The organism is Mycolicibacterium sp. 624 (assembly GCF_040548615.1).
GTDB lineage: Bacteria > Actinomycetota > Actinomycetes > Mycobacteriales > Mycobacteriaceae > Mycobacterium.
In genome coordinates this window covers 13,689-32,779 of record NZ_JBEPRZ010000012.1, presented here as the reverse complement: position 1 = coordinate 32,779, position 19,091 = coordinate 13,689, and the positions used below count along the sequence as shown (strand labels likewise).

Annotated in this window: 19 protein-coding genes; 11 read left to right on the top strand and 8 right to left on the bottom strand. The window is 68.0% G+C overall.

What is annotated here, in order from left to right; genetic code table 11:
• From ABIA65_RS32265 to eccE, 7 genes are all read left to right on the top strand, one after another.
• Positions 1 to 1,578: a PPE family protein gene (locus tag ABIA65_RS32265; protein WP_354526121.1), complete on the top strand. Its 1,578-nt coding sequence runs from the start codon at positions 1 to 3 to the stop codon at positions 1,576 to 1,578.
• Between the two features lie 85 nt (positions 1,579 to 1,663).
• The gene (locus ABIA65_RS32260; protein ID WP_241401428.1) at positions 1,664 to 1,957 is read left to right on the top strand and encodes a type VII secretion protein EsxS; all 294 of its coding nucleotides are present in this window, start codon (positions 1,664 to 1,666) and stop codon (positions 1,955 to 1,957) included.
• Positions 1,958 to 1,987: 30 nt separating this feature from the next.
• The gene (locus tag ABIA65_RS32255; protein ID WP_241401427.1) at positions 1,988 to 2,281 is read left to right on the top strand and encodes a WXG100 family type VII secretion target; all 294 of its coding nucleotides are present in this window, start codon (positions 1,988 to 1,990) and stop codon (positions 2,279 to 2,281) included.
• 6 nt (positions 2,282 to 2,287) lie between these two features.
• Positions 2,288 to 3,157 carry an ESX secretion-associated protein EspG gene (locus ABIA65_RS32250; protein WP_354526120.1) on the top strand — a complete coding sequence of 290 codons (870 nt, stop codon included), beginning with the start codon at positions 2,288 to 2,290 and terminating at the stop codon, positions 3,155 to 3,157.
• On the top strand, positions 3,130 to 4,569 hold the full coding sequence (gene eccD / locus ABIA65_RS32245) for a type VII secretion integral membrane protein EccD (RefSeq protein ID WP_354526119.1): 1,440 nt from the start codon (positions 3,130 to 3,132) through the stop codon (positions 4,567 to 4,569). The genes ABIA65_RS32250 and eccD overlap by 28 nt, the downstream gene beginning before the upstream one ends.
• On the top strand, positions 4,566 to 5,984 hold the full coding sequence (mycP, locus tag ABIA65_RS32240) for a type VII secretion-associated serine protease mycosin (protein ID WP_502919646.1): 1,419 nt from the start codon (positions 4,566 to 4,568) through the stop codon (positions 5,982 to 5,984). The genes eccD and mycP overlap by 4 nt, the downstream gene beginning before the upstream one ends.
• A complete protein-coding gene (gene eccE, locus ABIA65_RS32235; RefSeq protein WP_354526118.1) occupies positions 5,981 to 6,913 on the top strand; it encodes a type VII secretion protein EccE in 933 nt (310 codons plus the stop codon). Before mycP ends, eccE begins: the two co-directional genes overlap by 4 nt.
• 11 nt (positions 6,914 to 6,924) lie before the next feature.
• Here eccE and ABIA65_RS32230 read toward each other — a convergent pair whose 3' ends face one another.
• Positions 6,925 to 8,118: an alpha/beta hydrolase family protein gene (locus tag ABIA65_RS32230; RefSeq protein ID WP_354526117.1), complete on the bottom strand. Its 1,194-nt coding sequence runs from the start codon at positions 8,116 to 8,118 to the stop codon at positions 6,925 to 6,927.
• A gap of 8 nt (positions 8,119 to 8,126) precedes the next feature.
• On the bottom strand, positions 8,127 to 9,026 hold the full coding sequence (locus ABIA65_RS32225; protein ID WP_371747144.1) for an amidohydrolase family protein: 900 nt from the start codon (positions 9,024 to 9,026) through the stop codon (positions 8,127 to 8,129).
• 19 nt (positions 9,027 to 9,045) lie between these two features.
• On the opposite strand from ABIA65_RS32225, the gene ABIA65_RS32220 reads away from it, so the two are divergent.
• The gene (locus ABIA65_RS32220; protein WP_354526116.1) at positions 9,046 to 9,813 is read left to right on the top strand and encodes a trans-aconitate 2-methyltransferase; all 768 of its coding nucleotides are present in this window, start codon (positions 9,046 to 9,048) and stop codon (positions 9,811 to 9,813) included.
• A 9-nt stretch (positions 9,814 to 9,822) separates the two neighbouring features.
• Here the strand turns inward: ABIA65_RS32220 and cysC are convergent, their stop codons facing one another.
• The 4 genes from cysC to ABIA65_RS32200 all read right to left on the bottom strand — a co-directional run bounded on the left by cysC (position 9,823) and on the right by ABIA65_RS32200 (position 14,926).
• Entirely contained in the window at positions 9,823 to 11,694 is a 1,872-nt protein-coding gene (gene cysC / locus ABIA65_RS32215) for a sulfate adenylyltransferase subunit CysN (RefSeq protein WP_354526115.1), read from the bottom strand.
• 57 nt (positions 11,695 to 11,751) lie between these two features.
• Positions 11,752 to 12,720 (bottom strand): sulfate adenylyltransferase subunit CysD, encoded by a 969-nt coding sequence (cysD, locus tag ABIA65_RS32210; protein ID WP_371746878.1) that lies wholly within the window; start codon positions 12,718 to 12,720, stop codon positions 11,752 to 11,754.
• A complete protein-coding gene (stf0, locus tag ABIA65_RS32205; RefSeq protein WP_354526114.1) occupies positions 12,669 to 13,469 on the bottom strand; it encodes a trehalose 2-sulfotransferase in 801 nt (266 codons plus the stop codon). The genes cysD and stf0 overlap by 52 nt, the downstream gene beginning before the upstream one ends.
• Before the next feature lie 77 nt (positions 13,470 to 13,546).
• Positions 13,547 to 14,926, bottom strand: coding sequence for a sulfatase family protein (locus ABIA65_RS32200; protein WP_354526113.1), 1,380 nt, complete (start codon positions 14,924 to 14,926; stop codon positions 13,547 to 13,549).
• A 373-nt stretch (positions 14,927 to 15,299) separates the two neighbouring features.
• On the opposite strand from ABIA65_RS32200, the gene ABIA65_RS32195 reads away from it, so the two are divergent.
• Positions 15,300 to 16,055 carry a CHAP domain-containing protein gene (locus ABIA65_RS32195; RefSeq protein WP_354526112.1) on the top strand — a complete coding sequence of 252 codons (756 nt, stop codon included), beginning with the start codon at positions 15,300 to 15,302 and terminating at the stop codon, positions 16,053 to 16,055.
• Between the two features lies 1 nt (position 16,056).
• A complete protein-coding gene (locus tag ABIA65_RS32190) occupies positions 16,057 to 16,434 on the top strand; it encodes a YchJ family protein (RefSeq protein ID WP_256462137.1) in 378 nt (125 codons plus the stop codon).
• Here the strand turns inward: ABIA65_RS32190 and ABIA65_RS32185 are convergent.
• Positions 16,431 to 16,913 carry a hypothetical protein gene (locus ABIA65_RS32185; RefSeq protein ID WP_241401415.1) on the bottom strand — a complete coding sequence of 161 codons (483 nt, stop codon included), beginning with the start codon at positions 16,911 to 16,913 and terminating at the stop codon, positions 16,431 to 16,433. The two genes, ABIA65_RS32190 and ABIA65_RS32185, sit on opposite strands and share 4 nt — an antisense overlap.
• A 61-nt stretch (positions 16,914 to 16,974) precedes the next feature.
• On the opposite strand from ABIA65_RS32185, the gene ABIA65_RS32180 reads away from it, so the two are divergent.
• Entirely contained in the window at positions 16,975 to 17,649 is a 675-nt protein-coding gene (locus tag ABIA65_RS32180; RefSeq protein WP_354526111.1) for a phosphatase PAP2 family protein, read from the top strand.
• Here the strand turns inward: ABIA65_RS32180 and ABIA65_RS32175 are convergent.
• Positions 17,603 to 19,087 (bottom strand): bifunctional phosphatase PAP2/diacylglycerol kinase family protein, encoded by a 1,485-nt coding sequence (locus ABIA65_RS32175; protein ID WP_241401413.1) that lies wholly within the window; start codon positions 19,085 to 19,087, stop codon positions 17,603 to 17,605. The genes ABIA65_RS32180 and ABIA65_RS32175 overlap by 47 nt on opposite strands.
• Positions 19,088 to 19,091: the final 4 nt, after the last annotated feature.

Sequence of the window (19,091 nt, the reverse complement as noted above, 5' to 3'; positions counted from 1 at the left end):
ATGACCGCCCCCGTCTGGATGGCGCTACCGCCCGAGGTGCATTCGGGGCTGCTCAGCAGCGGCCCTGGCCCCGGGCCGTTGCTCGCTGCCGCGGGGGCGTGGCAGGCCCTTAGCGTCGAGTACTCCACGGCGGCGGCCGAACTGACCGCGCTGCTGGCGGGGGTGCAGTCCGGCGCCTGGGAGGGGCCCAGCGCCGAGCAGTACATCGCGTCCCACGCGCCCTATCTGGCGTGGCTGGCCCAGGCCAGTGCCAACAGTGCGGCCGCCGCGGTGCAGCACGAGACCGCGGCTGCCTCCTACACGACCGCCCTGGCGATGATGCCGACGCTGCCGGAGTTGGCGCTCAACCACGCCACGCACGGGGTGCTGCTGGCCACCAACTTCCTTGGCCTCAACACGATTCCGATCGCGTTGAATGAAGCCGACTACGTGCGGATGTGGATTCAGGCGGCCACCACCATGGCCACCTATCAGGCCGTGGCGGGGGCATCGGTGGCCGCGACGCCGATGATGGCGCCCGCCCCCATGCTGCTGGCCCCGGGGGTCGGTGAGGCCGGCTCGTCAGCGGCCAGCGCCCAGCAGGTCATGGCGCAGGCGCAGGGAGGAGATGCCGGTGCCGCGCTGAACAACTCGGACATCCTCTCGCAGCTGCTGAAGTTCATCCAGCAGATCCTTCAGACCTACACCGACTTCACCAACTCGCTGATGCAGCCGATTATCGAGTTCTTCCAGGATCCGATCGGCAACACCGTCAACCTGATCACCGGGCTGCTCACCAACCCGGGACCGACGCTCGTCCAGTACGGGCCGTTCCTGTTGGCTCTCGCCTACCAGGCGATCTCGTGGGTGGGCGCGCTATCGACCTACCCGCAACTTCTACTGCAGCCCCTGTTGGCGATAGGCCTGGGTATCGCGGTGCCCTACCTGCGGCAGATCATGGATCTGCTGAACTTCCCGCCGTACGTCCCCGCCGAGGCCGCCGTCCCCGCGCAGGCGCCGGCACCGAGAGTCGATGTGCAGAGCCAGATGCCGGTGGCGCCGGTCGCGCCGACCGTGCCTGGCCCGGCGCCGACCTCGGTGACCTCGGTGGCCGGCGGCACCGCCCCCGGTGTGGGATCTGCGGTGGCCGCCGCGGCACCTGCGGTGCCCTACATCGTTCCCGGTGGGGACCCCGGACCCGGTGCCTCGCCGACGCTTCGTGAGGGCACCGGTGCGAAGGCGCCTGCCTCGGACATAGCGGCGTCGGCTGTCGCGGCTGCCGCGGCGTCGTCGTTGGCCAAGCGCAAGGCACGCCGCAAGCGTGGGGCCTCGGTGAAGGAGCGCGGTTACGCCGATGCGTACATGGACTATGAACCCGAACCCGATGCGCCGGAGCCCGCACCCCGGCCCGAACCGCGTGTGTCCGCGTCATCGCGCGGTGCGGGGGCGATGGGGTTCGGGGGCACTCTCGGTACGCAGGACGCCGACCAGTCGGCGGCCGCGGGTCTGACCCAGCTGCCCGAGGACCCCTATGGCGGCGGCCCGGTCGACCCGATGCTTCCGGGCAACTGGGATCCGAAGGGGGGATCACGCAGCTGAACACAACCGCGCATCTGAACACAACAGGGCCACAACGCAACTGCACGTCACCTGAAACACAATCCACGATCCGAAAGGAACCAGCATGAGCCTCCTTGATGCTCACATCCCCCAACTCATCGCCTCGGAGGGCGCGTTCGCCGCGAAGGCCGGTCTGATGCGCAGCACCATCGCCCAGGCCGAGCAGGCGGCCCAGGCGTCGCAGGCCTTCCACATGGGTGAGTCGGCAGCCGCGTTCCAGGCCGCGCACGCACGCTTCATCGAGGTGTCGGCACGCGTGAACGCGCTGCTCGACGTCGCGCAGGCCAACATTGGTGACGCCGCCTCCACCTACGTCGCCGAGGATGCCGCCGCGTCCAGCAGCTACACCGCCATCTGAACCGCCGAGCAGAGCTGAAGGGAATATCTGATGTCTCAGATCATGTACAACTACCCGGCGATGATGGCACTGTCCGCCGAGATGAACTCCTACTCGGGTGCGCTGCACGCTGTGGGAGCCGATGTCGCGAGCGAGCAGGCGGCACTGTCCGCGGGCTGGCAGGGTGACACCGGGATGTCCTACCAGGCATGGCAGGCCCAGTGGAACACCTCGCTCGAGGAACTGGTCCGTGCCTACCGGGCGATGGCCAGCACCCACGAGATGAACACCATGTCGATGAGCGCACGTGACGCGGCCCAGGGCGCCAAGTGGGTCGGCGCCTGATGAGCAGTGGGCGTTAACGCGGTCGAGCTGACCGTCGAGCAGGCCTGGTTCATCGCGGAATCGGTTGGTGCCGGGAGCTTTCCGTGGGTGCTTGCCATCACGCCGCCGTATGCCGACCCGTCCGAGCGCGCAGTGTTCGAGGCGGATCGCCGTGCCGAGCTGAGCGAGCTGGGTGTGCTGGTCGGCGACGGCGTCATCCCGCCGGTCGCCCGGTGGGTCACGACGGCATGCCGTGCGCGGCGCTGGCTCGAGCTGCGATTTGTGTCCGCGCGCGGAGACGTGCTGCGTGGCTTGGTCGCTCGGCGTGACGGCCGCACGGTGGTGGCGCTGCGCAACGGTCAGCTGGTGACGTTCACCGAACTCGACGTCGACCACCCCGAGGCACTGGTGCCGGTCCTGACCGCCGGCCTGTCCGGACGTTCGCCGGCCCAGTTCGACCAGTTCACCATCCCGGTCAGGATCGGTGCCAAGGCGGACGCGCAGTTGCGCGACGGCGCCGCGCTGGCCGACGTCGTCGAGTTCCTGGGCATCCCGCCCGGGGCACGGCCCGTGGTGGAGGCGGCGTATGCGCCCGACCGGACCTACGTGGAGATCGTGGCCGGTGACCACCGCGACGGTCATCGGGTCAGCACCGACGTCGGCGTCAGCGTCGTCGACACCTCCGCGGGGCGCGTAGTCGTGAGCCCCACAAAGGCATTCGACGGCGAATGGGTGTCGACATTCGCGTCGGGCACCCCGCTGGCCATCGCCGCCGCCGTCGAGCGACTCACCGCGACGCTGCCGGACGGGGAGTGGTTCCCCGAGGCCCACCTCATTAGAGACTTCGACCAGAGAACGGAAGATCAGCAATGTCCGACACCATCACACCGGGCGTGACCGCCCCCTCCGGATCGTCGGTGATGCCGATCGTCCGCGTCGCGGTGCTTGCCACCGGCGAGAGCGGCGGCCGCATCACCGATATGGCCCTGCCGACCGAGCTGCCGCTGCGCGAGATCCTGCCCGCGGTGCGTCGCATGGCGCACCAGGCCGAGGTCAACGACGACGACAGCGGCACGCCCGTCGTGCTGTCGCTGGCGCCGGTCGGCGGTGCGTCGTTCAGCCTCGACGCCACCCTGGACACCGTGGGCGTCGTCGACGGTGATCTGCTCGCACTGCAGCCCGTGCCCGTCGGAACCCCCGCGCCGCGCATCGTCGAGGACATCGCCGACGCCGCGGTGATCTTCTCCGCGGCGCGCGAGAGGCCATGGGGTGCTGCGCACATCGAGCGGGCCGCTGCCATCGCGGTGATCGGTGTGATCCTGCTGGCCACGGCCGTGGCCAGCGTGCATCGGGTTGTCACCGGTGAGTACGCCGGCCTGTTCACTGTCAGCGGTCTCGCCGCATTGACGGTGCTGGGTGCGCTCGTGACCCGCTCTCGTTCACCGCGCCTCGCGACGGCGCTGTCGGTGAGCGCCCTCGTGCCGGTTGCGGCGGCCTTCGCGCTCGCCGTGCCGGGAGAGTTCGGGGCTGCGCAGATCCTGCTCGCAGCCGCGGGCGTCACGGCGTGGTCCATCATCAGCATCACCATCGGGGAGCGGGCGATCGCGCTGTTCACCGCCGTCGTCGCCGTTGGTGGGGCCGCGGTCCTGACCGCGGGCGCTGCCGCCATCTGGGGCCTGAACTCCGTGGCGATCGCCGCGATCCTGATCGTGCTGGCCCTGATCGTCACCGTGCAGGCCGCCTCGCTGTCCGCGCTGTGGGCCCGCTTCCCGGCACCCGTCCTTCCCGCACCGGGTGACCCCGCGCCGTCGGTCCCCTCGCAGCGGCTTCTCGAGGACCTGCCGCGACGCGTCCGCGTCAGCGACTCACACCAGACCGGATTCATCGCCGCTGGCGTCCTGCTGTCCGTGGCCGGTTCGCTGACACTGGTCGTGCCCCAGGGTGTTTCGCCGTGGGCGTGGTACGTGCTCGGCGCCGCCGCGCTCGGTACCGCACTGCGGGCCAGGGTGTGGGACTCCGCCCCGTGCAAGGCGTGGCTGCTCAGCCAGCCCTACCTGGTCACCGTGGGACTGGTCGTGGTGTTCCTGCTCGACGAGCGCTACACGGCCGCGTGGTGGGCATTGATCGCGCTGGCGATCCTGGGCGTGGGGTGGGCGATCGCCGCGCTGAATCCGGTCGTCGCGTCGCCGGACACCTACTCGCTGCCGATGCGACGGCTCACCGGCTTCCTGGCCTCGGCTCTGGACGCCTCGCTGATCCCCGTCCTGGCCTACCTCGTCGGTCTGTTCGCCTGGGTGCTGAATCGGTGACTCGCACGCGACTGCGTACCGGTATCTCGGCGCTGGCGGTGTCTGTTGCCGTCGCGGTGACGAGTTGTCCTGCGGCAGGGGCCATCACGCCACCGACGGTGCCCCCCGACGTGGCGCCGCCACCAGGGACGGCGGGACCGGTTGCGCCGATGACGCAGCGCGGCGACTGCATCACCGCCGGCGTGTTCCCCGGCACGAACCCCGGTGCGGTGAACCCGAACACGTCGCTGCTGAACCTGAGCGGCGCCTGGGGTTACAGCCGCGGCGAGGGCCAGACGGTCGCGGTGATCGACACGGGCGTACGGCCCGGACCTCGGCTGCCCAACGTTGAGGCAGGCGGTGACTACGTCGAGAGCACCGACGGCCTCACCGACTGTGACGGCCACGGCACGCTGGTCGCAGGTCTCATCGCCGGCCAGCCGGGTGAGGATGGGTTCTCCGGTGTCGCACCCGCGGCCCGCCTCATCTCGATCCGCCAGACCTCGGCCCGGTTCGCTCCGCGCAATCCTGGCGAGGACCCAGTCGCAGCCCGGGCGGCGCTGGATATCGCAACGCTGGCCCGCGCCGTCGTGCGCGCGGCAGATCTGGGCGCCCGGGTCATCAACATCTCCGCCGTGACATGCCTGCCGGCCGACAAGATGGTCGACCAGGCGGAACTCGGTGCGGCGCTGCGCTATGCGTCGGTCGACAAGGACGTCGTCATCGTGGCCGCGGCGGGTAACAACCGCACCGGTCTGAACGCCGGGTCGGACTGCCCGTCCAACCCGCTGTCGGATCTTGCGCGCCCCGAAGACCCCCGCAACTGGTCGAGTGTGACGTCGGTGTCGATACCGTCGTGGTGGCAGCCGTACGTGCTGTCCGTCGGCTCGTTGACCCCCGACGGTCAACCGTCGGCGTTCACTACCGCGGGCCCGTGGGTTGGCGTCGCGGCGCCGGGCGAGAACGTCTCCTCGGTGAGCAACGCCGATGGTGGCGGACTGGCCAACGCGCTGCCCAACGATCAGGGCCAGCTGTTCGGCATCAGCGGAAGCAGTTACGCCTCGGCGTATGTGTCCGGGATCGCCGCGCTGGTCCGCAGCAGATTCCCCGAGCTCAGTGCTGCCGAGGTGGTCCATCGGATCACCGCGAGTTCACATGGTGCGGCCCGGTCGCCGTCGAACCTGGTCGGCGCCGGTCTCGTGGATCCGGTGGCCGCTCTGACGTGGGACGTCGCCGAGTTGGGTGCCGCCGCACAGACACCAGCCACACCTGTGGCCGCGCCGGCAGAACCCAGCGTCACTGACACCACCCCCCGCACGATTGCGTTCATCGGCACCGGCGTCCTCATGCTGGTCGCCGTGGCCACCGCGGCCTATGCCACGCAACGTCGCAAGGACAACACGGCTGAGGCCGCAGATCGGAGGGAGGCCCGATGACGGCCCGAATCACCCTGGCACTGTTGGCCATCATCTCGGCCGCGATGTCCTACCCCTTCCAGACAACCTTCGAGCGCTGGGTACTCGGCGTCGCGGTTGTCGTCGTGCTCGTCGTGTTCGCCTGGTGGCGTGGAGAGTTTCTCACCACGATGCTCGGGCGGAGGCTGGCGGTGTGGCGGCGCAACCACGGCAGGTCCGCGCGGACGCCATCCGATGAGGTGGCGATGCTGCTGTCGGTCAAGGCGCCCGCGGGAGTCACGGCGCCGCTGGCGGCGGTCGCCGGCTACGTCGAGCGATACGGAATCCGCAGTGCCAAGGTCCGTCTCACCAACCTGGACGGCGCAGGCACGCGGCGCACCTGGATCAGCGTGACGCTGGCGGCCACCGACAACCTTGCCGCGCTGCAGGCGCGCTCACCGCAGCTGCCGCTGTATGACACCGCCGAGGTCGTCGGGCGGCGGCTGGCGGATCATCTCCGTGAACTCGGACTCGACGCGACGATCGTCGACACCGCCAATGCGCCGTGGACGCCGAAGGCCAAGGAGACGTGGCGCGGAATGCGCGACGAGCAGGGGTATCTGGCCGCCTACGCCATACCCGCCGACGCGGGACTGTCGGAGCGCCTGGTCGAGGTGTGGTCACAGGACCAGGGAGAGATCTGGACGGCCCTCGAGTTCACTGGCACCGCAGCGAATCCTCGCGTCGTCGCAGTGGCCGCGTTCCGCACCGCCGAAGCCCCCTCGGGCCCGCCGGTCGCGGGACTGAAGTCCCAGAACGGCCGCCACAAGCCGCTTCTGAGCGCACTGGACCCGCGGTCGGTCGATCGCCTCGACATTGCCGCCGCCCCGTTGCGCGCCGATGCGCTCGATCAGGTGACGTGGCCGGTCGGTTCGGACGGTTCGACGGTGGGCGCGCACGCGCAGGTGTAGCGGGGCCACGCCTAGCCGAACATGAACCCCCGCATGAAGCGGGTCATCCTGCGCAGGTAGTCGGGCTGGCTGACGTGCAGGATGTGATTGCCGGGGAACCAGTGAAACGCGCAGCGATCCCAGTGCTCCCAGAGCATTTCGGCTTGCTCGGGGGGTGCGAGACGATCACCGAGGCCGGTGATGATGAGACGGCGATCCCTCGGCACCAGCGGGGGGTAGTTCAGCGGTGAGTGGTAGGCCGACGCGGCCGACATCAGGTCGCTGTCGGTTCCCGCCATTCGGTTACCAAGCTTGACCAGCAGGCTCGCCGGGAACCAGTCGTCGAACGCGGCGTCCGGTGTCACCACCGGCACGTTGGGGATGACGGCCTGAACCCGGTCATCGACGCTTGCGATGAGTGCCGAGGTGTAGCCGCCCAAGGACATTCCCGTCAGGGCGATTCGGTCCACACCGGTGTGCTCGAGATAGTCCAGCACCGAGCGGAAGTCGTGCACGGCCTGCGACATCGCCTCGGCGAAGCCGCCCAGGCCGTCGGCGAAGTAGCCGTAACCGCTGAAGGGGGAGTGCTTCTCGGCACGCTGACCGTGGAAGGGCAGCGTGTAGAGCAGCACGTCGTAACCCGACCGGTAGAACCACGGCAGCGAGAAGAACAACCCGTTGAACAGATACGCCGATCCCATGAAACCGTGGATCAGACACAGCGTGGGACGAGGACCGTCGTCGTGGAGCCAGTGCTGTGCGTGGACGACGTTGTTACGCGTGTAGGCGCTGCGCCGCTCTCTCAGGGCTGGGTTGATCGCCCGATGGCTACTCGTGAAGCGGATGTTCTCCACCCGCCCGTGTGCGATCCACTCGGCGAAAGGGTTCGCCGCGCGCGTCGAGACGCGCGGCATCTCGGTTGGCGCAGGAAACGACGTGACGGGATCGCGCGCCGCACCGAGTTCGGCGTAGAACTCGAGTGCGTCGTGTTCGGCTCTGGTCTGCGACGGGCGCAGTGTCGCCGCCGCGACGCGCGGCAACATGGCAGCACCGATCACCGACGCGATGGCCGTGCGCAGGCCCAGGTCGGCGACGGCCGAGGAGTCGACGATGAGCTTCTGATGCCAGCTCAGGTCGTCCCGACGCGGTAAGCCGCGGGCCGAGGCGTCGGCACCCTCGACATCGGGAACCGGAATCGGCGGATCGATCGGGGCGACACTGGCCACACGTGATGCTATCCCGGCAAACTGTCCTGGCGGTCGAGGTCGAACAATCGGGCGCCGTTGTCGTACAGCACGCCGCGTCGCCAGTCATCGTCGAAATGGTCCAGCCGGGTCACCGCGGTGAGCGCGTCGGCGTAGCCGTACGGGATGTTGGGGAAGTCGCTACCGAACAGAATGCGATCACCCAGGTCGCGCAGCCGTGGATATGCGTCGGCGGGGAAGGGCATGTTCTCCTCGACGAACGGGGTGAACGCCATGGTGGTGTCGAGGTGCACGCCGTCATACCTGTCGCAGATATCGAGGAAGTCGGTGTACTCGGGCATGCCCATGTGCGCGACGATCAGCCGCAGCCGTGGGTGGCGCGCGAGCAACGCCAGGATGGGCCCGGGCCCGGTGTGATCGCCGGGGGCCGGCCCCGAACCGCAGTGGATGACGACGGGGACGCCGGCGTCGGCAATCACGCCCCAGGCGTCGTCCAACAGGGGATCGCTGGGGTCGAACTGTCCGACCTGGACGTGGACCTTGAACACACGGGTGCCACGGTCGATCGCGTCGGTGACGTAACCGCTCACGCCGGGTTCTGGGAACAGCGTGGCGGTGGAAAGGCAGTCCGGGGTGTCCGCCGCGAACTGGGTGGCCCACTGATTCAGCCAGGCCGCCATCTGCGGTTTGTGCGGATAGACCAGGGATGTGAAGGACCGCACGCCGAAGCCGCGCAGCGTGGCCAGGCGGTTGGCCTCGTCGGTGCGGTAGGTGATCGGCCAGGGCCGCCCGACCAGCGGTCCCACGTCGTCGAAGTACTTCCACACCTTGTCCATCACCGGTTTCGGCATGAAGTGGGTGTGGACGTCGACGATGCCGGGCAACCCGAGCGATGTCCAGATCGAACGTACGGAGTCTGAGGCTTCCATCATCAGAGAGAATGTCACGGTGTGGAATCCCGACGTGTACCTGGCCTTCGCAGACGATCGTGGACGCCCGTTCTTCGACCTGCTGGCGCGGGTTGGAGCGACGAACCCGCGCCGCGTCGTCGACCTCGGGTGCGGGCCGGGCAACCTCACGCTCAGCCTGTCGAAGCGGTGGCCCGACGCCGCGATCGAGGCCGTCGACTCCTCACCGGAGATGGTGGCCGCTGCGCGTGATCGGGGCCTGGACGCCGTCGTCGGTGACCTCGAGAAGTGGTCACCGCAACCCGACACCGACGTGGTCGTGTCGAACGCGGCGCTGCAGTGGGTACCCGGCCACACGGACCTGATGGTGCGGTGGGCGGGGGAGTTGGCGCCCGGGTCGTGGATCGCGATGCAGGTGCCGGGGAACTTCAATGCCCCCTCGCACGAGGCCGTCAAGGCGCTCGCGCGCACCGAACCGTTCGCCGAGCCCTTGCGGGACATGCCGTTCCGCGATGAGAAGGTGGTGAACACACCCACGGGCTACGCCGACATCCTGACCGAGGCGGGTTGCGCCGTCGATGCCTGGGAGACCACCTATGTCCATCAATTGACCGGCCAGACACCGGTTCTGGACTGGATCATGGGCACGGCGCTGACCCAGGTGCGGAGCCGGCTGCCCGAGGATCTGTGGCAGCAGTATCTGCGGGAGATCACCCCGATGCTGGCCGAGGCCTATCCGCAGCGTCCCGACGGCACCACGTTCTTCCCGTTCCGCCGTGTCTTCGTGGTCGCCCGGGTGGGCGGGTAGGCGTTCTTCCTAGGCGGTGCCACGCCGGGCCTCCAGCACCTTGAGCACCTGGGCCACCAGGTCATCGATATCGGCACCTGTGGTGTCGAGAACCAGATCGGGACTCTCGGGCGCCTCATACGGTCCGTCGATGCCGGTGAGCCCCTTCAGCTCGCCGGCCCGGGCCCGGGCGTAGAGCCCCTTCGGATCGCGCTTCTCGCACTCTGCCACCGACGTCGAGATGTGTACCTCGATGAACGGCAGCTTCGCCGCGTCGTTGAGGGCGCGGGCGATCTCCCGGTCCGATTTCAGCGGCGACACCAGTGAGGCCAGCGCGACCACGCCTGCGTCGGCGAACAAGCGCGTTAGATGTCCTACCCGCCTGATGTTCTCGGCGCGGTCACCGGCGGAGAAGCCGAGATCGTCGGACAGTCCGTGCCGGATGTTGTCACCATCCAGCAGGTAAGCGACCTCTCCCGCCTCAACCAGCGCGCGCTCCACGGCGACGGCCACCGTCGACTTGCCCGATGCGGGAAGGCCAGTGAACCAGATGGTGGCGCCGCGCTGGCCGGTCGACGTCCAGCGGTAGTCACGGTCCAGTGACGACGGGTGCCAGCGAATGTCATTGCGGGTCTGGGCTCCCGGCTTTACCTCGCGGGGTTGCACGATGGTGCCCGCACCGATGGTGTCGTTGGATGTCTCGTCGATCAGGATGAACGCGCCGCTGTCACGATTGTCGGTGTACGGGTCGGCTACCACGACGGAGCTGGTGCGCAACGTGATCGTGCCGATATCGTTGAGCGACAGCTCAACTGGATTGTCCAGCTCGTCGAGTGTTTCGGGATCCAGCCGGGTGTGCAGGGCCTGCACCGTGGCGCGCACCGTCTTTGAGGTCTGCTTCAGTGCGATTCGATCACCGGCGCGCAGTGGGGTCTCGGCGAACCAGCACACGGTCGCGTCGATTTCGCGGGCTAGCACCGGCAGTGTCGCGTTGTCGGTGCCGCTTACCAGCACGTCGCCGCGGCCCACATCGATGTCATCGGCCAGTTCGATCGAGATGGACAGTGGTGCAACGGCTGTCGTGCGGGAGTCATCGAGAGTGTCGACGGCGGTCACGGTGGAGCGGGTACCCGCGGGCAGAGAGACCACTGAGTCGCCCACACTCAGGGTTCCCGACGCCAGCCGGCCGGTGTAGCGCCTGCGCTGGTCTGTGCCCGGTCGGGACACCCACTGGATGGGAAAGCGCAGCTTGGCCGTTTCGGGCTGCGGCGCGGACAGTTCGATGCCCTCGAGATACTCCAGCAGTGTCGGTCCGGTGTACCAGGGAGTGTTGTCGGAGCGGTGCACCACATTGTCCCCGAGCTTGGCGGCGATGGGGATGACCGACAGTTCCGCGCCGCCGAGGCGGGCGGCCATCTGGGCGAGCTCGACCTCGACCTCGCTGAACCTGCCCGCGTCGAACTCGACGAGGTCGATCTTGTTGACGGCTGCCACGAAGTGTTGGATGCCAAGGAGTTTGGCGATGCGCGCGTGTCGGCGGGTCTGACGAAGCACGCCGGACCGGGCATCCACTAGCAGCACCGCGACGTGTGCGTTGGAGGCTCCGGTGAACATGTTGCGCGTGTACCGCTCGTGGCCGGGGGTGTCGGCCAGGATGTAGCTGCGATGCTCGGTCGAGAAGAACCGGTACGCGACGTCGATGGTGATGCCCTGTTCACGCTCGGCGCGCAATCCGTCGGAGAGCGCGGCCAGGTCGGCGACACCGGCCTCGTCAGTGACGGCATCGAGATGGTCGAGAGGCAGGCTGTCGGTATCGTGCATCAGCCGGCCGATCAGGGTGCTCTTGCCGTCGTCCACCGACCCCGCGGTGGCCATCCTGAGTAACTGCCTCGTCGGTGGCATCAGATTCCCCGTCGCTTCGCTCGCCCCATCAGATTCCCCGTCGCTTCGCTCGCCCCATCAGAAGTAGCCCTCCCGCTTGCGGTCCTCCATCGCCGCAACCGAAGTCCGGTCGTCGGCTCGGGTCTCGCCACGCTCGGACACCGTTGCCGCCGAGATCTCCTCGATCACACCGGCGATAGCCGTGGCGTGGGACCTGACGGCGCCGGTGATCGTGAGGTCACCGACAGTGCGGTAGCGGACCCACTCGACGGCGGACGTCTCGCCGTCCCGCGGTGCGACGTACTCCGAAACCGCCAGCAGGATGCCGTCACGCTCGAGCACCTCGCGCTCGTGGGCGAAGTAGATCGACGGCAGTTCGAGGTTCTCCAGTTCGATGTAGCGCCACACGTCCAGCTCGGTCCAGTTGGACAGAGGGAACACTCGGACCTGCTCGCCCTTGCGGATCCGCCCGTTGTAGAGCGACCACGGTTCCGGCCGCTGTGCGCGCGGATCCCATTGGCCGAACTCGTCGCGGAAGCTCAGAATGCGCTCCTTGGCGCGGGCGCGCTCCTCGTCGCGGCGGGCGCCGCCGAATGCCGCGTCGAACCCGCCTGCCTCCAGCGCATCCAGCAGGGTGCGGGTCTGCTGCCGGTTGCGGGATGCGTCAGGACCGGGGTCGGGGACCCGGCCCGCGTCGATCGACTCCTGCACAGACCCGACGATCAGCCGGTGTCCGTGTTCTCCGAGCCTGCGGTCGCGAAACTCGATGACCTCGTCAAAGTTGTGGCCGGTGTCGATGTGAAGGACGGGAAAGGGCAGGGGGAAGGGCCGAAAGGCCTTCTCCGCCAGGCGAAGCAGGACTATCGAGTCCTTGCCTGCGGAGAACAGCAGCACCGGGCGCGCCAACTCTGCCACGACCTCGCGGATGATGTGGACTGCCTCCGCCTCCAGCAGGCGCAGCTCGTCGACGTGCGTGGTCTCGTCGGACACGGTCGTCACAGCGGTAGTCCCTCTCGTTGCGCGTCGACGCGGTAGCGGTCCACCCATTCGTCGGAGCGGCCGTCGGCCTGGCGTTCGAGCACCGGTTCCGGTGCCAGTCGGGGGTCGAGGCCGAGCGCTTCGAGAACGGTGCCGACGATCTCGGTGAGGTTGCGCCATAACACTGGGTAGGGCACCTCAATCGGCTCGACGTTCTCCTCGGCAAACCAGTTACGCCAGCCCACTTCCTGCGCCTGCAGCATCGTGATGACGTGTGCAATGGCGCCGGCGTGGTACTCGGCACGCGCATCGCGGACCGGGTCTGGCCGCCCTCGCCACACCCGGGTCTGCACCGCGCGCCAGAACGAGACCGCTTGGGAGACCACGTCGGGCCGGTACACGTGCACCAGCACGGGATCGGCCCCGACGACGTCGCGGATCGCTGACAGCAGGCCGGTGCCTGAGCGGTCTGCAAGACCCTCGGCGCGCTGCAGCAGCAGCGGCGTCTGATTCCACATCAGCTTGCCGCCCCATACGCCGTTCGGGGTGCGGCCCACAGTGCGGATGTAGTCACGCCAGATCTCCGGTGGCGCGAGGTCGGGCTTTCCCTCGTCCAACGGGTCGAGCAGGCGCAGGATCGACTGATCCTCGACGCCGGTGAACCACTCGCGTGGCTGCGGTGACTGGCTGGTCTTCGGTAGGTATTGGAAGAACTCGCCGGGCTCACCGGCGACGCCGGTCGCGCGGAGCGACTCGACGAGCAGTGTGCTGCCACTGCGCTGTGAGGCGAGCACCAGATACGCAGGCGGAGCCGACATGCGCGTGAGCCTAACCCCATTGAAATGGCGGTGCATATCCGCCGGAAGAGTTGGCTTTTAATTCGTGGTGAGTCGAACTATTGCATTGTGTCGAGGCTGTCCTCGACGCCGCGTTCGGCCGCCATTGCGGAGCGACTGGGAAGAGTCAATCCATTTATGTGCATATACGTTTCGGTGTACCTGGCGGATATGCGGGAGCCAGCGAAATCGGAGGGGATGACGTCGTTCATCTTCTCCCGCCAGTCGTTGAGCAGCAGGGCCATCTCGCTGGCGATAGCCTCGGAATCCGGCGTTACGGTGCCGGTCAGCAGATTGTCTCGCTCGGTGGGGTCGGTGCGCAGATCATAGAGCTCGCGTGCCGGGCGCGGCGCGGAATTCAAGGGGCCCATCACCTTTCCCGGGGCGCTCTCCTCGATATCGAGGGGGAGTTCCAGAATGGGTCGATTCGCGTAATTCTCGATATAGCTGAATTCCTTGGTTCTGATCGCTCGAATGGGATCGAAGGAATCGTGATAGTTCTTCATCGTATAAATTGCGTCACGCACGGGCGTGGAATGCGTAATGGGCTCGAGTAGCGTCGCGGCGTGTGAGAGTCCCTCGACATCCTCGGGGACCGGCAGGCCCAGTATTTCGAGCAGCGTGGGCATCAGATCCACGCCACTGAACAGTTCGTCGTACACGCGGCCGGGCGCCCGATGGCGCGTCGGGGGCCGCACGATCATCGCGATGCCGGTGCCTGCGTCGTACAGCGTCGACTTCGCGCGCGGCAGGGCCGGCCCGTGATCGGTGAGGAAGACCACCCAGGTCGAGCGGTCCAGTCCGGTCTCGGCGAGCGTGTCCAGGAGTCGACCGACGGCGGCATCGGCCACCGATATCGAACCGTAGAAGTCGGCCAGGTCCTGGCGCACGTCGGGCAGATCGGGCAGGTAGTCCGGCAGGGTGACGGCATCGGGATCGGCGGGTTCGTATCGCGCGGGGGGATAGGGGCGGTGGGTCTCGAAGAAGCCGGTGACGAGTAGGAACGGCTCCTCGGGCGCCTGTGTCAACCAGGTCGTCGCGTGCTCGACCACGTACTCGCAGTACGAGTTCGACACGTCATAGGCGTCGAATCCCAGGGTCGGCGGGTAGGACGTCTCATGCTGCATGCCGAATAGCGCAGTGCGCCAACCGGACTCGGACAGGCGGTGCGGCAGGGTGCGGACTCCCGAGCGGTACTCCCAGCCGTGGTGGGCGAGGCCGACGAGGCCGTTGCTCTGCGGGTACCGGCCGGTGAACAGCGACCCACGCGACGGCGAGCACAGCGGCGCCGTCGCATGCGCCCTCGTGAACAGGATGCCCTCGGCGGCGAGCTGGTCAAGCCGGGGGCTGGAGACGTCGGTGTGACCGTAGGCCCCGAGGTGGCGGCCCAGGTCGTGCCAGTGCACCAACAGGACGTTGTCGGGTTCGGGTCCGCTCACCGGTCGTCTCTCATCGGGGGTCTACCCAACACGTCGGACGAGGGATCGGCAACCGTTGCGTTCAACGGGCGTGCTCGGGAGGCCGATCACGCGGTGGAACGGGGTGGTCGCCGGACAGAGCGACAAACCCGCATGCCTACCTGGCGAGGGGCCCATCGCCGCCAGCGCTACCGGCCGTCGCGGAAGCTTGCCGACTTCCTGTTGTGCCCCGACGGTCACATCTGACCCGTTTGTAACGTTTTGGACACGGACATCTATATGCCCTGGGTACGGGCGAGTCGGCGTGACCTTGGGGCATCCAGCCGGGGCAACGATCTCGCGCGATCCGTCGCGAGCGGGAAGGGGCTAGACAATGGTCGCCGGCAGGAGAGTTATGACGGGGGCGGCGCTGGGAGGTGTGTTCGTGGCGTGTGCGGCGCTGACCACAGCGCCTGCGCAGGCCGAGACCTCGGCCACGGTGAAGGTGCACACGCAGCGTATGGCGGATGCCAACCTGAACGTCGCGCAGAATGCCTGGTACGACCAGGGGGATCAGCTCACGCTGGTGTGTTCGCAGCGAGGGCAGTCCGTCACAGGGCACCTCAATCCCAGCGTCCCCACCGGCGGATGGAATGACTTGTGGTACAAAACCTCTGACGGCAGTTTCGTCCCCGAGGTGTACATCGATACCGGCGCACTCGGTGTCGTCGCACCCGACTGCGGCGACGGCCAGTCGGTACTCGAATCGGAACCCGCATCGACCAATGGGCCAACGACAGGGCGGACGACCAACGTCAACCGTGCGACGCCCGGTCAATGTACCGACGGTGCGATGCAGAAATGGTTCCAGGCGGCAGGCAGCTATCCGGCCTTGAGCGGTAACGCCAAGGACTGGCCGGCATCCGCACAAGCCAGCGGGTGGACGGTGACCGACGATGCCCAACCCCGCTCGTTGGTCGTGTTCCAGCCAGGTGTGCAGGGTGCGGCCGACTATGGACACGTCGCGTGGGTGAACTCGACGAGCCAACGCCCCGACGGTCTCTACCTCAACATCACCGAGATGAACAACGCCCAATACGGCGGCGTCGGCGCTTGGCACACTCGCGATGTCAAGCACGTGCCGACCATGACCTACATCCTGCTCCCGTGACGTGAACTGCCCGTGCGGCAGCGGCGCCGGCTATGACGTCTGCTGCGAACCACTCCACGACGGTCGACGTGACGCGGCGACCGCCGAGGAGTTGATGAGGTCGCGATACGCGGCCTATGCACGTGGTGATGCCGACTACGTCTTCCGCACCTGGCACCCGCGTACGCGCCCGACGGACGTCAGCATCGACGCCGACATCGTCTGGCGCGGACTCGAGGTGACTGATACCGCGGCAGGCGGGGTTGACGACGATCGTGGGGAAGTGGAGTTCACCGCCCACTACGAGGTCGACGGCCGGGCGGCCGCGATGCACGAGCGCAGCCAGTTCGAACGTCGCGCCGGCCGGTGGTTCTACACCGACGGTGACGTCGACGCCTAGCCGCGCGGCACACCGCACATCGAGTAGACGAACTTGGGCGGTACGTCGAAGATGAACGACCGCTCCGGCAGGCGCAGCAGAACATCCTGCGGTAGCGGCGACTTGTAGTGCAGCGACACCGAACCGGTGAGGGTCGGGTCCACCGCCGAGAGATCGGGCAAATCCAGTGTCAACCCGCTCTCGTCGAGGGTGGCGTGCACCATCGAACCCTCCGCGTCGTTCCACTGGTGGTCGACGGAGCGGCCCGCCTTCTTCGGCACCGTCGACACAGTGCCGAGCACACGACGATTGGTGAGCGCCAGCGCGCCGACGTAGCTGCGAAGGTTGCCGCGGGCGGTCTTGCCGGGGATCCTCCCCGAGAACCGGAACGTCACCGGGACGAACTCGGCGAGGTGAATCAGACCCTCGGACTCGACCGCGGCGCGCATGTCGTCGGGCAGTTTGCCGATACCTAGTAGCCTGCGCAGAAATACGGCCATTCGCGCAGACTAACGCCGTCGCAGCGAGCAGAGGCGAAAACGTGCGGCTAGGAGGCGGCGAGTGACGAAGAGCAAGCCCGTGCTGCTGGGCCTCGCGGTGCTGGCCGCCGCGCTATACGTCGCGATGTGGATCGGATGGACAACGCCGTGGGCGTGGGTCGCCGATGTCGATGCGTCCGCACTTGCCGCCGCGCACCGGGCCGGCGTCGAGAACCACATGTGGGTGACGTTCTGGAACACCGTGTGCACGGTGTTCTCCCCGTTTGTGTTCCGGCTCGTCACAGTTGGCCTGATCGTGTACGCATTCATGCGACGGCAGCGCCGAATCGCGGTGTTCCTGATCCTCAGCATCGAGCTGTCGGGCGTTCTGACCGAGGCGGCGAAGTACCTGGCGGACCGACCCCGGCCCGCCACGGCGATGGTCCACGCACTGTCGACGTCCTTCCCGTCCGGCCACGCGCTCGGGGTGATGGTCAGCGTGCTGGCGCTCGCGGTGGTCCTCGCCCCGTACGTGCGACGGGGACTGTGGCCGTGGCTCGTCGTCGCGGGCGTGATCGTGGTCATCGCGGTCGGCGTGGGCCGTGTCGCCCTGAACGTGCACCACCCCTCCGACGTGGTGGCGGGATGGGCGCTCGGCTACCTGTGGTTCCTCGCCTGCCTGCCCGTGCTCTCCGGCGGGTTCAGGGCTGTCAAGGCAGAGGCCGAAACACCGGAAGCGCACGGTAGAGAACGCTGAAACTGGCCTCTTCCAAGGTCATTTCGACCTCCCCGTCGTGGGCGAGCGGGGTGGGGCCGTCGACGGCGGTGAAGCGGAACTCGGGGACCCGCATCTCGTGATAGAGCGGACTGCGCACCAGTCGGCCGAGAGCCAGAGACACCACGATGCGCAACGTGGCCAGGCGGCGGCCGGTCTCGAGGATGCGCACGTCGATCAGGCCGTCGTCCATTCGGGTGCGCCGTGACGGTGCGAAACCCGACGGGAGGTAGACGGAGTTCCCCAGGAAGAACAGTGAGGTCGTAAGGACCTTGTTGTCGTAGGCGATTCGCACGGGTGCCTCGCGGCGCAGGGTGTGGAAGATGGCGTACGCGCCGGCCAGCGGCTTGCCGATCCTGTGTTCGAGCTTCTCGCGCGTCCGGACGAACGCGGGGTAGGCGCCGATACTCGCCGTGTTGATGACAGTGTCGGTCTCGTTGAGACGCAGGACATCCACGCAACCGACGCTGCCCTCGCGGATCGCGGCGACGGTGCGGGCCACGGTGTCGCAGCCGACGTCCTTGGCGAAGTGGTTGAAGGTGCCGCCCGGGAACACCGCGAAGGGGACACCGGTCTCCAGCGCGATGCCCGCGGCGCAGGACACGGTTCCGTCGCCGCCACCGACCGCGAGCACCTCGGCGCGTTCTGCCGCGTCCCGCAGGACCGTCTGGATGTCGTCGTCACCGTCGAGTTCCACGATCTCGGCCCTCGGCAGCGCCTCGCGGACCTCTTCGACGACGCGCGCCCCGGTGCCGCTTCCGGAGGTGGGGTTGATGACAAGCACCACCCCGGCGCCGTCGGGCCGCGGTGGGGTCTCCACCCGCAGTGGGTCGGCGGTGGGCAACCCGGCCTCGACGATCGGTGGCACGATTCGAGCCCCGACCACCGCGATCGCGGCTCCGAGCCCGAAACCCGCCAGCACGTCGCCGGGGTAGTGCGCGCCGGTGGCGACGCGGGACACCCCCACCATGCCTGCCAGCAGTGCGAGGCCGAGTCCCACGGGTGGGCTCTCGAGCCCCACTCCGACGGCGAACGCCGCTGCGCTGGCGGAGTGACCCGATGGCAGTGAGTTCGAGGTGGGCATCCGCCGAGAGCGCCGCACGACGGGCACGGTGGCCCAGTTCGGTCGCGGCCGCTTCCACACCCGTTTGGCGACCTGATTGGTCAGCAGACTCGTCACCGCGAGGCTGGCCACACCGCGGGCCGCGCCGCGTTTGGCCGATGTGCTGCCGACCGCGCCGATGGCCGCCGCGAGCACGAACCACAGCTTGGAGTGGTCGGCTGCCGAGGACAGTCGCGGCATCACCGCATCCAGCAACGGGCTGGGTGACTCGGCGATCGCCTCGAAAACCTCGCGGTCGAGGGTGCCGAGGCCCTCCCCGATCTGCTGAATGCCTCGTCGGCGTCGCAGGAGTTCCATGGCA

Coding starts and splice junctions, on each gene's coding strand:
- ABIA65_RS32225 (WP_371747144.1), bottom strand. CDS start 9,026: ATGGAAGCCTCAGACTCCGTACGTTCGATCTGGACATCGCTCGGGTTG.
- ABIA65_RS32195 (WP_354526112.1), top strand. CDS start 15,300: ATGACGGGGGCGGCGCTGGGAGGTGTGTTCGTGGCGTGTGCGGCGCTG.
- cysD (WP_371746878.1), bottom strand. CDS start 12,720: ATGGGTGGACCGCTACCGCGTCGACGCGCAACGAGAGGGACTACCGCT.
- ABIA65_RS32265 (WP_354526121.1), top strand. CDS start 1: ATGACCGCCCCCGTCTGGATGGCGCTACCGCCCGAGGTGCATTCGGGG.
- eccE (WP_354526118.1), top strand. CDS start 5,981: ATGACGGCCCGAATCACCCTGGCACTGTTGGCCATCATCTCGGCCGCG.
- cysC (WP_354526115.1), bottom strand. CDS start 11,694: ATGCCACCGACGAGGCAGTTACTCAGGATGGCCACCGCGGGGTCGGTG.
- ABIA65_RS32175 (WP_241401413.1), bottom strand. CDS start 19,087: ATGGAACTCCTGCGACGCCGACGAGGCATTCAGCAGATCGGGGAGGGC.
- eccD (WP_354526119.1), top strand. CDS start 3,130: ATGTCCGACACCATCACACCGGGCGTGACCGCCCCCTCCGGATCGTCG.
- ABIA65_RS32260 (WP_241401428.1), top strand. CDS start 1,664: ATGAGCCTCCTTGATGCTCACATCCCCCAACTCATCGCCTCGGAGGGC.
- stf0 (WP_354526114.1), bottom strand. CDS start 13,469: ATGTCGGCTCCGCCTGCGTATCTGGTGCTCGCCTCACAGCGCAGTGGC.
- ABIA65_RS32255 (WP_241401427.1), top strand. CDS start 1,988: ATGTCTCAGATCATGTACAACTACCCGGCGATGATGGCACTGTCCGCC.
- ABIA65_RS32185 (WP_241401415.1), bottom strand. CDS start 16,913: ATGGCCGTATTTCTGCGCAGGCTACTAGGTATCGGCAAACTGCCCGAC.